Origin of the sequence: Leucothrix arctica, assembly GCF_003172895.1 — a bacterium.
Lineage (GTDB): Bacteria > Pseudomonadota > Gammaproteobacteria > Thiotrichales > Thiotrichaceae > Leucothrix > Leucothrix arctica.
In genome coordinates this window covers 33098-47506 of the sequence record NZ_QGKL01000009.1, presented here as the reverse complement: position 1 = coordinate 47506, position 14409 = coordinate 33098, and the positions used below count along the sequence as shown (strand labels likewise).

At 41.4% G+C, this 14409-nt stretch carries 13 protein-coding genes and 2 tRNA genes; 10 read left to right on the top strand and 5 right to left on the bottom strand.

Annotation, left to right across the window (positions count from 1 at the left end; genetic code table 11):
* Nucleotides 1-41: 41 nt before the first annotated feature.
* The 10 genes from lolB to ilvN all read left to right on the top strand — a co-directional run bounded on the left by lolB (nt 42) and on the right by ilvN (nt 7586).
* Nucleotides 42-692 carry a lipoprotein insertase outer membrane protein LolB gene (gene lolB, locus DKT75_RS01820; RefSeq protein ID WP_109821731.1) on the top strand — a complete coding sequence of 217 codons (651 nt, stop codon included), beginning with the start codon at nt 42-44 and terminating at the stop codon, nt 690-692.
* Entirely contained in the window at nt 677-1546 is an 870-nt protein-coding gene (gene ispE / locus DKT75_RS01815) for a 4-(cytidine 5'-diphospho)-2-C-methyl-D-erythritol kinase (protein WP_109821730.1), read from the top strand. Before lolB ends, ispE begins: the two co-directional genes overlap by 16 nt.
* Nucleotides 1547-1555: 9 nt before the next feature.
* Nucleotides 1556-1630, top strand: a tRNA-Gln gene (locus DKT75_RS01810).
* 60 nt (nt 1631-1690) lie between these two features.
* Entirely contained in the window at nt 1691-2650 is a 960-nt protein-coding gene (locus tag DKT75_RS01805) for a ribose-phosphate pyrophosphokinase (RefSeq protein ID WP_425451386.1), read from the top strand.
* An 86-nt stretch (nt 2651-2736) separates the two neighbouring features.
* Nucleotides 2737-3312 (top strand): 50S ribosomal protein L25/general stress protein Ctc, encoded by a 576-nt coding sequence (locus tag DKT75_RS01800; protein WP_109821729.1) that lies wholly within the window; start codon nt 2737-2739, stop codon nt 3310-3312.
* 20 nt (nt 3313-3332) lie between these two features.
* Nucleotides 3333-3911 (top strand): aminoacyl-tRNA hydrolase, encoded by a 579-nt coding sequence (gene pth, locus DKT75_RS01795; RefSeq protein ID WP_109821728.1) that lies wholly within the window; start codon nt 3333-3335, stop codon nt 3909-3911.
* Nucleotides 3912-3925: 14 nt separating this feature from the next.
* Entirely contained in the window at nt 3926-5023 is a 1098-nt protein-coding gene (gene ychF / locus DKT75_RS01790; RefSeq protein WP_109821727.1) for a redox-regulated ATPase YchF, read from the top strand.
* 57 nt (nt 5024-5080) lie between these two features.
* A tRNA-Met gene (locus tag DKT75_RS01785) sits at nt 5081-5157 on the top strand.
* 226 nt (nt 5158-5383) lie between these two features.
* Nucleotides 5384-7087: a biosynthetic-type acetolactate synthase large subunit gene (ilvB, locus tag DKT75_RS01780; protein WP_109821726.1), complete on the top strand. Its 1704-nt coding sequence runs from the start codon at nt 5384-5386 to the stop codon at nt 7085-7087.
* Between the two features lie 4 nt (nt 7088-7091).
* Nucleotides 7092-7586 (top strand): acetolactate synthase small subunit, encoded by a 495-nt coding sequence (gene ilvN, locus DKT75_RS01775; protein WP_109821725.1) that lies wholly within the window; start codon nt 7092-7094, stop codon nt 7584-7586.
* 60 nt (nt 7587-7646) lie between these two features.
* On the opposite strand, the gene DKT75_RS01770 is transcribed toward ilvN, so the two are convergent.
* The 5 genes from DKT75_RS01770 to DKT75_RS01750 form a co-directional block, all read right to left on the bottom strand.
* Entirely contained in the window at nt 7647-8153 is a 507-nt protein-coding gene (locus tag DKT75_RS01770; RefSeq protein ID WP_109821724.1) for a hypothetical protein, read from the bottom strand.
* A gap of 8 nt (nt 8154-8161) precedes the next feature.
* Complete coding sequence (locus DKT75_RS01765) at nt 8162-9253, bottom strand: hypothetical protein (RefSeq protein ID WP_109821723.1); 1092 nt, start codon at nt 9251-9253, stop codon at nt 8162-8164.
* A 22-nt stretch (nt 9254-9275) separates the two neighbouring features.
* Nucleotides 9276-11504: a GumC family protein gene (locus tag DKT75_RS01760; protein ID WP_109821722.1), complete on the bottom strand. Its 2229-nt coding sequence runs from the start codon at nt 11502-11504 to the stop codon at nt 9276-9278.
* A gap of 318 nt (nt 11505-11822) precedes the next feature.
* The gene (locus tag DKT75_RS01755) at nt 11823-12890 is read right to left on the bottom strand and encodes an acyltransferase family protein (RefSeq protein WP_109821721.1); all 1068 of its coding nucleotides are present in this window, start codon (nt 12888-12890) and stop codon (nt 11823-11825) included.
* A 25-nt stretch (nt 12891-12915) separates the two neighbouring features.
* Nucleotides 12916-14298, bottom strand: a complete 1383-nt coding sequence (locus DKT75_RS01750) for an undecaprenyl-phosphate glucose phosphotransferase (protein WP_109821720.1) — start codon at nt 14296-14298, stop codon at nt 12916-12918.
* Nucleotides 14299-14409 lie beyond the last annotated feature (111 nt).

Here is a 14409-nt window from a genome sequence, read left to right as displayed (position 1 = left end):
CAACACAACGAATAGATAAAATAACCAAGGAAGGAATACCCATGAAACAATTTAAGTCGCTAGCATTGATTGCTACGGTGGGCTTATCTATAGCTGCCTGTTCTGCACAGAAATCAATTGCTCCAGAAGCAATTGTGGCAGTTTCGAAACCTCAAACTACTACACCGACCCTAAGTCCATGGGAGCGCCGTCAGTTAAAGATGGGGGCTATGCAATCTTGGGATATGACAGGTAGAGCAGCATTAAAATTTAATGGTGATGGTTGGACGTTTGGTCTTAACTGGTTACAAAAAAATAAGCAGCAATACGTGCTACAAATTAAAAACCCTATCACTGGCACAGTGCTCGCTCAGCTAGAGCAAAGTCCTGGTAAAGCTGTTTTAAAGGCTCAGGGTAAAGTTCATCAAGGTGCTGATGCTGAACGACTACTAGAAGATCAAATGCGCGTTAAAATGCCAGTAAATGGTATGCCGTATTGGGTTAGAGGTGTCATGGCGCCACAATATGCGTTAGGTAAGGTTAAGCTTGATGCTGCTGGGCGCCCGACTCAGATCACTCAAGAAGGTTGGGTTATTGATTATTCTCAGTATCAAGATGGTGATTTTGCTGCGTTGCCGGGGAAAGTTAATATCAGCCGTCAACAAGATAAAGTTAATGTGCGGATCTTGGCAAAGAAATGGCAAGTACGTTAGATACTACTTGGCACCTGCCTGCGCCTGCAAAGCTGAATCTTTTTCTCCATATAACTGGCGTTAGAGATGACGGCTATCACAATCTTCAAACTATATTTCAGTTACTAGATTACTCAGATGAGGTCACTTTAAAGCGTAGACCTGATGGTGTGGTCAATAGAGTAGAAGGTTTGGCTAGCGTTGAGCCTGAAGATGATCTAATTGTGAAGGCAGCTAGGGCGCTTCAGGCTTATACTGGTACTCAGTATGGGGCAGACCTTGGTGTTCGCAAAGTTTTACCCATAGGTGGTGGTATAGGTGGTGGTAGTTCTGATGCGGCGACCACTTTGTTGGGCTTAAATCAATTGTGGGAGTGCAATCTTCCTGAGCAAGAACTTTTATCTATTGCTCGTACCCTTGGTGCCGACGTGCCTGTCTTTGTGAAAGGTGTTAGTGCTTGGGCGGAAGGTATAGGGGAAGATTTAACCCCTCTAGCGTTGCCTGAAAAATGGTACGTGGTGATACATCCAAACGTGTTTATTTCTACTACAAAACTTTTTTCGTCAAAACTGTTGACAAGAAATAGGACTGTCCTTAGAATGCGCATCTTTCCTACGGCAGACAACGAAAACGTCTTCGAATCTGTAGTAAGAAAAGAGTATCCTGAAGTTGAAGATTCACTCAAGTGGCTAAGCAAATTTTCTACCGCTAGAATGACAGGAACCGGTAGTTGCATATTCGCCAGTTTCGAGAGTAAACAACAGGCTGTTGCAGTAATGCAGCAAGTACCAAGAAAATGGGTTGCATTTGTTGCTAAAGCAGTGAATAATTCCCCGCTCTTGGAAGCGTTGAAGCTAAACGCAGAAAGAAATTAGTTTCACTATTGGGTCGTCGCCAAGTGGTAAGGCACCGGGTTTTGATCTCGGCATTCGTAGGTTCGAACCCTACCGACCCAACCATATTTTCTGATTAAAAGTCTGCCTTGAGCAGGCTTTTGTCATTTTGAAAAGAGAGTAATCATGTCCGAAATCAACAGGATGATGATTTTCGCAGGTAATGCGAATCCTGAACTGGCGCAAGAAGTTTCTGAGTGTGTTGGTGTTCCACTCGGTCGTATGACTTTGAGTCGCTTTAGTGACGGTGAAGTACATGCTGAAATCCTAGAAAATGTTCGCGGTCAAGATGTCTTTGTAATCCAGCCAACATGTGCCCCAACGAACGATAGTCTTATGGAGCTACTGATAATGGTAGATGCTCTATATCGCGCTTCAGCAGGGCGAATTACTGCAGTAATTCCATACTATGGTTATGCAAGACAAGATCGTCGTGTTCGCTCTCGCCGTGTACCTATCTCTGCTAAGTTAGTTGCAGACATGCTCTCTACAAGTCACGTTGATCGTGTTTTAACCATCGACTTGCACTCTGATCAAATTCAAGGCTTCTTCGACCTTCCGGTTGATAATATTTATGCCTCTGGTGTAATGCGCCAAGACATCCTAAGTAAGAACTATGAAAACCTAATGGTTGTATCACCAGATGTTGGTGGTGTTGTTCGTGCTCGTGCGCTGTCTAAATCTATTGGTGATGTTGATTTAGCGATTATTGATAAGCGTCGTCCAGAACCAAATGTATCAGCAGTAATGAATATTATTGGTGATGTTGCAGGTAAGACATGCGTTCTTATTGATGACTTAGTAGATACCGCTGGTACGCTTTGTCATGCAGCAACAGCATTGAAAGAGAAGGGTGCGGTTAAAGTGGTTGCCTATGCAAGTCACGCAGTATTCTCTGGTCCAGCTGTTAATAACATCACAAACTCTGAAATAGACGAAGTGGTTGTTAGTAACTCGATTCCTTTATCTGATGAAGCGAAGCAGTGCAGTAAGATTCGCCAGCTTTCTGTTGCTCAGGTATTAGCAGATACGATGTTGCATATTAATCTAGACCAGTCAGTTAGTGACTTGTTTGGTGAAGAATAATTTTTTGTAGGCTGTTAATGTTTGGTCGCGAACCTAACGGCTTTTTATTACCCTGACCACTTAAGGTCATTTTCCTTGGAGTTTCCATGGCTACTCAATATAAATTAGATGCTGTACTGCGTACAGATTCAGGCAAAGGTGCGAGCCGCCGCCTACGTCGCACAGGTAAAATTCCTGCGATCGTTTACGGTGGAGCAGGCGAGCCTGTTTCTGTAAGCTTAGCGGAGAACCAGCTAGTGCGTAACTTGCAGGAAGAGCAGTTCTACTCTTCAATCATCGATCTAAACCTTGATGGTACTACTGAAAAAGTAATTCTGCGTGACCTTCAGCGTCACCCAGCACGTCCAGTCGTTTTGCATGCTGATTTAGTTCGCATCAATGCAAAAGAGAAGATTAGTGTTGTTGTACAGCTTCACTTCGTTAATGAAGAAGCTTGCTACGGTGTTAAGCAGGATGGCGGTAAAGTAACTAAAGCTATGATGAACCTAGAAGTGAATTGCCTACCGGGCAACATTCCTGAGTTCGTTGAAGTTGACGTAGAAGCATTGAAGTTAGGTGAGTCAATTCACATCTCTGACTTGTCTCTACCAGAAGGCGTTGAGTCAGTTCAGCTAGCACATGGTGAAGATCATGATTTGGCTATTGCTACAATCACTAAGTAATTTTTAACAGGCGCCTAATTATGACTGGTTCAGCCATTAAACTGATCGCTGGTCTGGGTAATCCTGGTATTAAGTACGACAAAACCCGGCACAATGCCGGGTTTTGGTTTGTTGACGAGCTCGCACGACGCTATTCTGGTATCTTCAAAACCGAAAGTCGGTTTTCTGGAGAATGTTGTAAGGTTAATATAGCAGGCGCAACTGTCTGGCTACTTAAACCATCAACATTTATGAATCGCAGTGGCTTATCAGTCAAGCAGCTGTCATCCTTCTTCAAAATACTTCCTTCAGAGGTATTAATTGCTCACGATGAATTAGATCTTGAACCAGGCATTGTTCGACTCAAGTCGGGTGGTGGACATGGTGGACATAACGGTCTTCGTGATTTGCATGCACAAATTGGAAAAGAATATTGGCGCTTGAGGCTTGGTATTGGACACCCCGGTGATTCAAATAAAGTTGCAGATTATGTGTTGTCACGTCCTTCAGTTGGGGATGAAATTGAAATCCAACGAAGTGTTGATTCGGCAGCGGATGAAATTGAGCGGATTATTAGTGGCGACATGCAAAAAGCCATGAATACGCTGCATACTAAATAGTTAAGGATACGGTAATGGGTTTTAAGTGTGGAATTGTTGGCTTGCCAAATGTTGGAAAATCAACATTATTTAATGCGTTAACAAAAGCTGGTATTCAAGCGGAAAACTATCCGTTTTGTACTATCGAGCCAAATGTTGGGATCGTGCCAGTGCCAGACCTTCGTTTGGATGCGCTAGCTGAAATTGTTAAGCCTAAAGAGCGTGTTATACCAACAACGATGGAATTTGTTGATATTGCAGGTTTGGTTGAGGGTGCCTCTAAAGGTGAGGGTCTTGGTAACAAGTTCTTATCACACATTCGTGAAACTGATGCTATTGCGCAAGTAGTACGTTGTTTTGAGAATGATGACATTATTCATGTTAAAGATAAGGTTGATCCTCTTTCAGATATCGAGATTATCAATACTGAGTTAGCCTTAGCTGATATGGATGCTGTTGAGAAGGCTATTGCTCGTGCAGCAAAGAATGCTCGCTCTGGTGGTAACAAAGATGCAGAGAAGCAAAAAGAGCTTTTTGAGCGTTTATATGAGCACTTAGGTGAAGGTTTGGCAGCACGTTCATTCGAATTAACGGATGATGAAAAGGTGCTAATGAAAGAATTGCACCTCATTACTATCAAGCCTTTGTTATATATTGCTAACGTCAATGATGATGGCTTTGAAGATAACCCTCTACTTGACTGTGTTACCGAGCTTGCTAAGAGCGAAGGTGCAGAGCTTGTTGTTGTTTGTGCGGCTTTGGAAGAAGAGTTGTCTCAGCTTGAAGAAGAAGATCAGCGTGAGTTTTTGGCAGATCTTGGTTTGGAAGAATCTGGCTTGAATCGAGTAATTCGTGCAGGTTATGAAATGCTGAGCTTGCAGACTTTCTTCACAGCAGGTGAAAAAGAAGTTCGTGCTTGGACTGTACATGTCGGTGCAACTGCTCCTAATGGTGCTGGTCGTATTCATACTGACTTTGAGCGTGGTTTCATTCGTGCTGAAGTGGTTGGCTATGATGACTTTATCGCGTGTAGTGGTGAAGCAGGAGCTAAAGAAGCAGGAAAGTGGCGTTTAGAAGGTAAGGATTACATCATGGTTGAAGGTGATGTCGTTCATTTTAGATTTAATGTCTAAATAGTATTGACAGAGGAATGTGGCATCTATATATTACGCATCCTCGATTGAGAGAACGGCTACATAGCTCAGCTGGTTAGAGCACATCACTCATAATGATGGGGTCCCAAGTTCGAATCTCGGTGTAGCCACCAATTAAAATCTAAGTGATTTATTACTTAGTCTAGAAAGCCTTTAGAGTGTCATGCTCTAAGGGCTTTTTTGTGTCTGAAATTTGGTGCGACAGTATTGCTCTCTTTAATTGGTATTCAATAATAGAGATGATTTAAATATTAAAGCATATTATTATGTCGTTCTTTTGCAGGATTTGATTGTGAGATTGAATCCTCAACGTTTTGTATTTATATAGGGAGAAAACAAGTGGAATTATCCGGAGCCAAGATTTTCGTAGAAAGTCTTAAGGCAGAAGGCGTGGATACTATTTTTGGTTATCCTGGCGGCGCTGTCTTATTCCTATATGACGAGCTAGATAAAGCGGCAGACGAGATTAATCATATTCTCGTTCGTCATGAGCAGGCGGCGATACATGCTGCGGAAGGATACGCAAAGTCTACTAACAAAGTAGGTGTGGCTATTGTTACTTCCGGCCCGGGCGCTACTAACGCGGTTACTGGTATTGCTGATGCACACCTAGACTCCGTACCACTTGTTGTTTTCACAGGACAAGTTCCTCGTGACATGATTGGTAATGATGCGTTTCAAGAAGTAGATATTATTGGTATTACGCGTCCATGCGTGAAGCATAACTTCTTGGTTAAGAATATTGAAGATTTGGCGCCAACAATTAAAAAGGCTTTTCATATCGCAAGTACTGGCCGACCGGGCCCAGTGCTTATTGATATCCCGAAAGATCTAACTAGTGGCGCTGAAAAGTGTGTTTTTGAGTATCCTGAGACGGTGAATATTCGTTCTTATGATCCAAGTTACCACGAAAACCCTACACAAATCCGTGCTGCTGCTGATGTGCTTTTAGCGGCCAAAACACCCATTCTTTATACTGGTGGTGGTGTAATCCTTTCTGGAGCCTCAGAAGAGCTTACAGAGCTAGCAAGGCTGCTAAATTATCCAATAACCAATACCTTGATGGGTCTTGGTGCTTATCCTGCTACAGATCCATTGTTTGTGGGTATGCTAGGAATGCATGGTACCTATGAAGCTAATATGGCGATGCATAAGGCAGACTTAGTGGTTGCTATCGGTTCGCGGTTTGATGATCGAGTCACCGGAAATATTGAAAAATTCTGCCCTAACGCTAAAATTATTCACGTTGATATTGACCCTGCCTCTATATCAAAAAATGTAAAAGTTGATGTTCCCCTCGTTGGTGATGTTAAGCGTGTCTTGACTGACTTATTGGCCGAGTTAAAAAGTCGCGGTCAAAAGCCTGATCCAGCGGCTAATGCAGCTTGGTGGGATATCATTAATGAATGGCGTAAGCAGGATTGCCTAGCCTATAAGCAAGGTGATGAAGTTATAACGCCACAGTATGTTCTAGATACATTTTGGAAGCTTACTAAGGGCGATGCATATGTTTGTTCTGACGTAGGCCAGCATCAAATGTGGGCGGCACAATATTATAAGTTTGATCAGCCTAACCGTTGGATTAACTCTGGCGGTTTGGGGACGATGGGCTTTGGTTTACCTGCAGCAATGGGTGTTCAAATTGCTCACCCTGATGCAACCGTTGGTTGTGTAACAGGTGATGGTAGCATCCAAATGTGTATTCAAGAATTAGCTACGTGCTTTCAATATCAGTTACCACTGAATATTATTTCACTGAATAACGGTTATCTTGGAATGGTTCGTCAGTGGCAGGAGTTTTTCTACCAGAAGCGTTACTCGATGTCTTATATGGACTCGCTACCTGACTTCGTAAAGTTAGCAGAAGCTTATGGTCACATTGGTCTTCAGATCAAAGATCCTGCAGATGTAGAGGGAGCATTGAAGGAGGCTACTGAGAATAAGCAGCGTCTATACTTCTTGGACTTTATTACGAATCCTGAAGAAAATGTCTATCCAATGATTCCTGCTGGTGCAGGGCAAAATGAAATGATTCTGGTATAACTCTATGCGACACATAATCTCGGTATTAATGGAAAACGAGTCTGGCGCTTTATCTCGTGTAGTGGGTTTGTTTTCAGCGAGAGGCTATAACATTGAGTCTCTTTCTGTTGCCCCAACAGATGACGATACGCTTTCAAGGTTAACGTTGGTGACGACTGGTAGTCAGCAGGTTATTGATCAGGTTATAAAGCAGCTTAATAAGTTGATTGAAGTAGTTAAGGTTCTTGATCTATCTGATTGTAAGCATGTTTCGCGTGAGCTGATGTTTGTTAAAGTTGAATCTAAGAATGCTGAAGGTGTTGCTTCAATTCAACAGGTTACTGATATTTTTCGTGGCAAGATTGTCGATCTGAGTAAAAATATATTTACTATCGAAGTGACTGGCCAGAGCGATAAGTTGGATGCTTTTATTGAGTCAATGCGTGAGCAAGACATCATAGAAGTCGTTCGTTCAGGCAGTATAGGTATTGCTAGAGGCGATAAGGCTTTAAAAGTTTAGCTTTATTGAGTACAAGATACATCCGAGGCCGGCTTAGTGAGAAATTATTAGGTCGGCTTTTTATTGCCTTAACAGGTATGTTGGAGTTTCATCGTTTGAGATGATCTTATGGTCGATTAGCCATTGGCTAGAATCTTTTGCATCTTGTTCGAACCAAGCCCTGCAAGAACCTAGCATAAAGTTATACCCCCAAGTATCCATGTCTCCCATCATCTTCTCTGCGGTTATAGCGCCTATTTCGTTGCAAAGTAATAGCTGAAGATAGCACACTGCATTTTCTTCATCTTGAGTGCCTCCTGCATTAGTGTGGAGTTGTTCTCTGCGAGCTTGGGTCATGCAGATAAAGTGACAGCTTTCGTGAAAGATAGAGTGGATAGGGGTGTCGAGTCTAGCGTAAACCTTGTTGTGAATTAAGCCAGCTTCCTCATCACCCCAGAAGCTACCTGGGATAGCTTCGTTAAGGGGTGAGATGATGAGTTGTAAGTCATACTTTTCAAGTAGTGATTTAAGTTCTACTGATGATACTTCACTTAATCGAAGTACATTTGTTGTATCAGAAGAGGGCATGTGTATTTTTAGTGTAAGTTATCTTCGAAGTGGAATTGTTTGATAAGAAGTTTTGAGTTCTCATCTGATAATGTAATTGAGCTTTTTCCACGACGTGTAATCCATTGCTGACGGTCATGAAATTCAAAGCGTGTTAGGAATTCTCCCTCGCCATAAAAGCCACTAGGTGTAGCTTTCCATGAAAAATCATGTAAAAAAACTTTCTTATTTTTTGCTGATAAAAACAAATCAATTATCTGCTTAGACGATTGGGATGCTATATTGCTAGCTTTAAGTTCAGCAATTAGGTCGCCTTCTAGTGCTAGCTCAAATTCATTTAATAATGCTTGAATTCTTGATGCTTGGGCATCATCAGACGGTTCTACTGATTGACTTGGAAATTTACTACTAACGCTTGAAGCCAAAGTAAATTGTTCTGTTTGCGTAGGTGAATCATTAGAAATGCTAACAACATTTTGGCGAACAATAGACTGTGGACCTGACGGCACAACAAGCATTATCAAAACACCTAATAGAGCAATACCAGCAACACCCGCTACTAATACGTAGTTAATTTGCTTTTTTTCGTAAGGCTTGTTGTAACTACTGCTATATCTTGGAGCGTGGTCGATCACAAAATCTGGCTTTGATGTCCGATAGGACTCTTTTCTAGAGATCTGTGATGACTCAGAATCTGATTGTGTTTCAATAGGTTTAATTTTCTGAAGTCCTTCTATCTGGTCATAAGAGTGTTGAACTTGCTGCATTACTTCATGACAGTATTCATCTGGAAAACGGTCAGGGTGGAAAATATTACGCAGTAATTTCTTATGTTTTTTACATGTTTCTAAGCTGGCTTGTTCACGAGTAGCCAAGCCTCTATAGGGGCTTGTATTGTGATCAGCTAGTACTAGTCGCAGGAAGCTATGTAAAGCTTCCCGCATAACGCTATCTTCTATACCAGAGGTGTCAGCGAGTGCTTGTCGCTTTTTACTTGATGACGTTACCTGAAGTAACTCGGACATGCCTTGTGGCAAAGCCCTCATTAATTTCCACTGCTCAAGACCTGTATGAGGGTGAGCATGGAGATAAAGTGCAAATTGGATCGCTGACTTTTTCATAGTTAGATCACCTTATAGCTGGTCAAGAGTTGCTGTTGTTATATTTAGTACTATTAGTATATGTATAATAACTGTCTTCACTGTACTCAGGATTACTAGACTGATCAACGCGTGATAATAACGTACCAATGATATTACCGCTTGTTCTTTCAAGTCTTTTCAGTGTTGCTAGCAGTGATGCTTTACGTGTTTTACCCGCTTGAACAGATAATATAGTCGCATCAGCTAAGTTAGATAGAACTAACGCATCAGCTAGACCAATCACAGGAGGGCCATCAATGATGATGTGATCAAACTCTTCTGTTGAAGCATCTAGGAGTGCTTGCATACGCTTACCTGAAAGTAATTCAACTGGGTCAGGCGGAATAGGGCCAGATGTAATTACTCTTAGCTGCTTAATTAGGCATGGACGGCTGATGTTTTCAGCTTCACCTGCGCCAGCTAAGTAGTTCGTTAGACCTTCTAGGTTATCTAGTTTCAATAGGTGATGAAGGCTAGGGTTACGAAGATCTGCATCAATTAGAAGAACCTTTCCACCGACTTGTGCATAAGCAGTTGCAAGATTTAATGCAATGCTGCTTTTGCCTTCTGAAGGATTTGAACTAGTAATAAACGTTACACGTGGCGCGCCATACTGTGTTGAGAACTTTAGACTAGTGCGTAATGAGCGTATAGCTTCTGCTAAAGGAGAGCGAGGCTCCATATGTGCAAGTAAAGCAACTTGGTCATCAGACTGATTTTTTATGTTAGGTAGCAAGCCAAGTACAGGAAGACCTGTAATTCGCTCAAGCTCATCAGAGCTCTTAAGTGTGTCATCCATAAACTCACGAAGGAAAGCAGCACCCATACCAAGCATTAAGCCTAGTAAAAGACCAAACGCTAAATTGTTGCGTAGGCGAGGTTTATACTTTTCGTAAGGAACACCCGCCTTATCAATGATAGTGATGTTGTTAGTGCCATTTTCACCATTAACTTTTGCATTCTTATATTGCTGTAGTAGTTCTTTGTAGATGGTACGGTTTGATTCAACTTCACGTTTTAATGTGTTGTATCGAATGCTATCACCTGCAGTAGTAATTGCAGTGTTCTTAAGGGCTGTTAGCTGAGTCTTGATTAGCTCTTGGCGCTTATTAGCTGACTCCGCTTCAACTCGTAGGGTGGCAATGACAGTACTTGCATGAGCGTTAATTTCTGCTCTTAGGCGTGTTACTTGTGACTCTAGTCGACGAATAGCACGACTTGTGCCTGATGAGGACTTCTTAATCAGGGCATTACGCTCAGCAACAAGTTGTAGTAATTGTGTTCCCTTGTCTTGCATCTTAGGGTCTTTTGACAGAATAGCGATAGTTGATGGGTCTTGGCTGTCTGTACCTTCAGCCTGAGCTAATAATGCTTGTGCTTGAATACGGTCTCTTTGTGCTGAGACAAGTTCTTGGCTCAACGACTTAAGTGATTGGGTATCGGTGTTTTCACCTTCACTGTCCTGAACAATTCCATACTCACGAGCATAGGCATTCAGAGCTTGTTCTGAACGCTCAAGTGTTGCTCGAACTTCTTGTGTTTGTTCTGTTAAAAACTCTTTTGAAAAAGTTGCAACATTGAATCTTTTTTCAAGGTTCATTCTTACAAACGTTTTCGAAATTGCATTTGCAATATCAGCCGCTAATTTAGGGTCTGTAGAGTCATAATTGATTTGTACTAGCTGAGAGTTACTCACAGGTTGAACGGTTAAGTTGTCCAAAAACAAAGCTTCTGTTCTTTCTTTACTGCTTTGGTTTTCTTGAGATGCTCCAAGTGCACCCTTAATGCTAGCAATTACGCCAAATGAAGTGTCTTTAGCATCTAAACCTAACTGATTGATAACTCTACGCGCTAGCGTCTTGCTCTGAATCAGTTGTCTTTGAGTCTCATGAAAATCTTTATCACTACGTGATTCAACACTTTGAAACATACCGTTAGTACTGCTTAAGCCCGCAGCATTTCTCTCGATCTGTATCGTTGAGTTTGCACGATATACTGGTTTAATCATTAAAGTGATCAGTATTACTGCAAGCAGTGTTAACAAAACCGTTATTGCAACCAGCCATTTGCGGCGAGAAAGAATCCCGATAAAATCTTTCAAGTTCAAACCATTCGAAGGTGCAAGCAACTCTTCCGGGTAGATAGTACTTGGGTGTGGTGCAACCTGGCCGTTTAACGGTTGGTTGTTTGGCACTCTAGATGGTAGTCGCTGGTTACTGTCAATACTCATAAGTATTTTGTCATCTTGTTAAATAATAGGGGTTGTGGAGCGTGATGCTTCTTAAGAAGCATCCAAACTTTAATATAATGCGATTTTCAATTGTTTCTTGCTTCATTACAAAGACTGTACGATAAAGAAGCCTTTACACTAGATAAGCCATCTTTAGAGCTGTAATTAACTGGGTTTATCAGTGATTTGAGTGGTCAATATCATTTAAACACATCAAAAAATATCGGCTAATAATAGCAATTAGTTGAGGCTTGTACAATGCTAGGTAATTATCTTATCTTGTTGAAATTATAGGAAATTTTATTATTCTACATTCCGTTAAGATAGTTTTTTATTGATTATGGTCCTCAACGGACTTTCAAATAATTTGTAGGATAAAATAGAGACAATTATCAGCACGGTTAAAGTGCTATAAAAGTCTGCTATATCGCTTAATCCCACGCGCGGTTCAATCAATTTATTATAAAGTCCAAACACTGGTTTCTGTAGGATGTACAAAGAGAAACTAGCCTCTCCTAACAAAATGAGTAAAGGATGACATAGTGCTTTTTGTACACAACCTTTTGTCGCTGCTAATAACCAAATAAAAAGTAAAAATGCAGGTGCTATCAGGCCGTTTGTATACGCTAGCTTGATACCTAGCAGGCTTTCTAGCATTGGTCTCGTTTCTAGTAAAACGATAATGAGTACTAGCGAGGCAATCAGTAAAAACGTATTCGTTGGCTTTAGTGTTGCAGCATTTCGTTTAAATAATACACCACACAAAAGGCCGGCAATAAAAGCGTTGAAGTGCATCAGTGGGTGGTAGTAAACAAAGTCATGTAAAAGACTTTTACCCGTATAGGCATCGCTGTTAATGCTAGTAATTAGTACAAATTGAGTGATTAGCCAAATAACAACACAGATCACCGCAAGGTACTTCACACCAGTTTTATAAATGAGTGCTAATAAAAAGGGGAAGCTCAAGTAGAAAAATGCTTCTACAGATAAAGACCACCCTGGGTTATTTAAGCTCATCGGGTAGCCTGGAATCCAAGCTTGTAGCATTGCTAAGTGTAATGGAAAGTTAAGCGGGTTTTCTAATAGCTCTTTTGAAGAGGCAGCAGCCATCAACAGTAATGCTAGTAGATAAACTGGGTAGATCCGCGCAAAACGAGCAATCCAATAACGACGCTTATTTAATGGTTTCTCTGGTTGTATCTGGTAATAGGCAATCGCCATTATAAATCCAGATAGAACATAAAAGTAGTTAACAGCAATAGGTCCGGCTGTAACACTCTCATGTAACCAAGAAAGTGATGCTGGGAATGCTGTCGCGCCATAATGAAAAAATACCACGGTTAACGCTGCGATGAACCGTGTAAATGTGATCTGATTTAATTGCAAACTGGTAGGCTCGAAATGACAGTTATTAGTAAGCGTTCTTGTCTATGAAAGAGCGAGTGATTGTTAGGAAGATAATCTTCAAATCTAAAGATAAGCTCCATTCACGCATGTACTCTAAATCAAACTCAACACGCTTTTTCATTTTATAGATGGTGTTAGTTTCACCACGCCAACCGTTGATCTGTGCCCAACCTGTGATACCCGGCTTAATCATGTGGCGAAGCATATAACCAGGTATTAAAGAGCGGTATTGTTCATTGTGGGCTACCGCATGTGGGCGAGGGCCAACAATAGACATTCTGCCTTGTAGAACATTAATGAACTGCGGTAGTTCGTCTAATGATGTGCGACGTAGAAAGCGACCAATTGGTGTGAAACGGTCATCGTTTTTCTGTGCTTGACGAACATCGTCGCCATCTTCGCATACCGTCATAGTTCGAAACTTCCAAACTAAGATTTTCTCACCTTTTAATCCATAACGGGTTTGTTTGAAAAGTACCGGACCTTTCGAACTTAATTTTACGGCAAGGCCGATACCCAATAGAACAGGTGAAATTAGCGTAAGAATGACACTACCAAAAATTATATCTTCCATGCGTTTCACAAAGGCATGGTCTGAAGAAAATGGTGAGTCATAAATACAGAGAACAGGTGTTTCAGCTATTTCAATAAACTTACTATGTAGTAGGTTTGTTGTGAAGTAATCAGGTAGCAAACGTATAGGTGTCGCACTATCTGATAATTCATCAAGCAGGGCATGCATACGTTGTTTTGCTTCAACAGGAAGGGCAAAGTAAATTTGATCCCATTCACCGCTTCTAGCTGACTTGATCATTTCTTCATAGTTACCCAAGTTAGAGTAACCACCGAAGTCACTTGGGTTTTCACTTTGACGCTCGTCATAAAAACCAGCAATACGGTAACCAAAGTCAGGGTTGTTTTCTAAGTCTTTAGCGAATCGTAAGCCATTCTCTGTCATACCGACGATAGCAACAGAACGGTTATTCATACCCAGACGTTTCAGGTGTGAAAAGACTTGTCTCAATATCAAACGTGCAGTAATTAATACCACGGGGGTGATTAGTAACCATGCAAGTAAAACGACACGTGAGAATTGCTCACTTGTCTTTGAGATGAATGCGATAAATACCATCGAAAGGAAGGTTAAGAGCCATGCGACAACAATACGTGCGGCCTCATCCCTTAACGGGCGTCCACCCCAAGAGGTATAAATTTCGGTGAAACGGCCATACAAACCAAAGAGCACAACTGCTGAAAGACCTGCTACTAAGTATCCCTGAACATTATAAAAGTGCGTATAGAATGCACCCACTGTTAGAGGGAGCAAAATAACTAAGATATCAACTAAGCGGTACACGAGCTCCGAGCTTATTCTTCTATCGTCCACGGTAGTCCTCTGGGGTTCTGTGATTGGCTAATCTATAAGGGGTGCTTAAGCCAATAACGGTTCAATATTTATCTACTATTTCTTTTTGTTGTATACATACACATTGTATAG

Coding starts and splice junctions, on each gene's coding strand:
- lolB (WP_109821731.1), top strand. CDS start 42: ATGAAACAATTTAAGTCGCTAGCATTGATTGCTACGGTGGGCTTATCT.
- ispE (WP_109821730.1), top strand. CDS start 677: ATGGCAAGTACGTTAGATACTACTTGGCACCTGCCTGCGCCTGCAAAG.
- DKT75_RS01805 (WP_425451386.1), top strand. CDS start 1,691: ATGTCCGAAATCAACAGGATGATGATTTTCGCAGGTAATGCGAATCCT.
- DKT75_RS01800 (WP_109821729.1), top strand. CDS start 2,737: ATGGCTACTCAATATAAATTAGATGCTGTACTGCGTACAGATTCAGGC.
- pth (WP_109821728.1), top strand. CDS start 3,333: ATGACTGGTTCAGCCATTAAACTGATCGCTGGTCTGGGTAATCCTGGT.
- ychF (WP_109821727.1), top strand. CDS start 3,926: ATGGGTTTTAAGTGTGGAATTGTTGGCTTGCCAAATGTTGGAAAATCA.
- ilvN (WP_109821725.1), top strand. CDS start 7,092: ATGCGACACATAATCTCGGTATTAATGGAAAACGAGTCTGGCGCTTTA.
- DKT75_RS01770 (WP_109821724.1), bottom strand. CDS start 8,153: ATGCCCTCTTCTGATACAACAAATGTACTTCGATTAAGTGAAGTATCA.
- DKT75_RS01765 (WP_109821723.1), bottom strand. CDS start 9,253: ATGAAAAAGTCAGCGATCCAATTTGCACTTTATCTCCATGCTCACCCT.
- DKT75_RS01760 (WP_109821722.1), bottom strand. CDS start 11,504: ATGAGTATTGACAGTAACCAGCGACTACCATCTAGAGTGCCAAACAAC.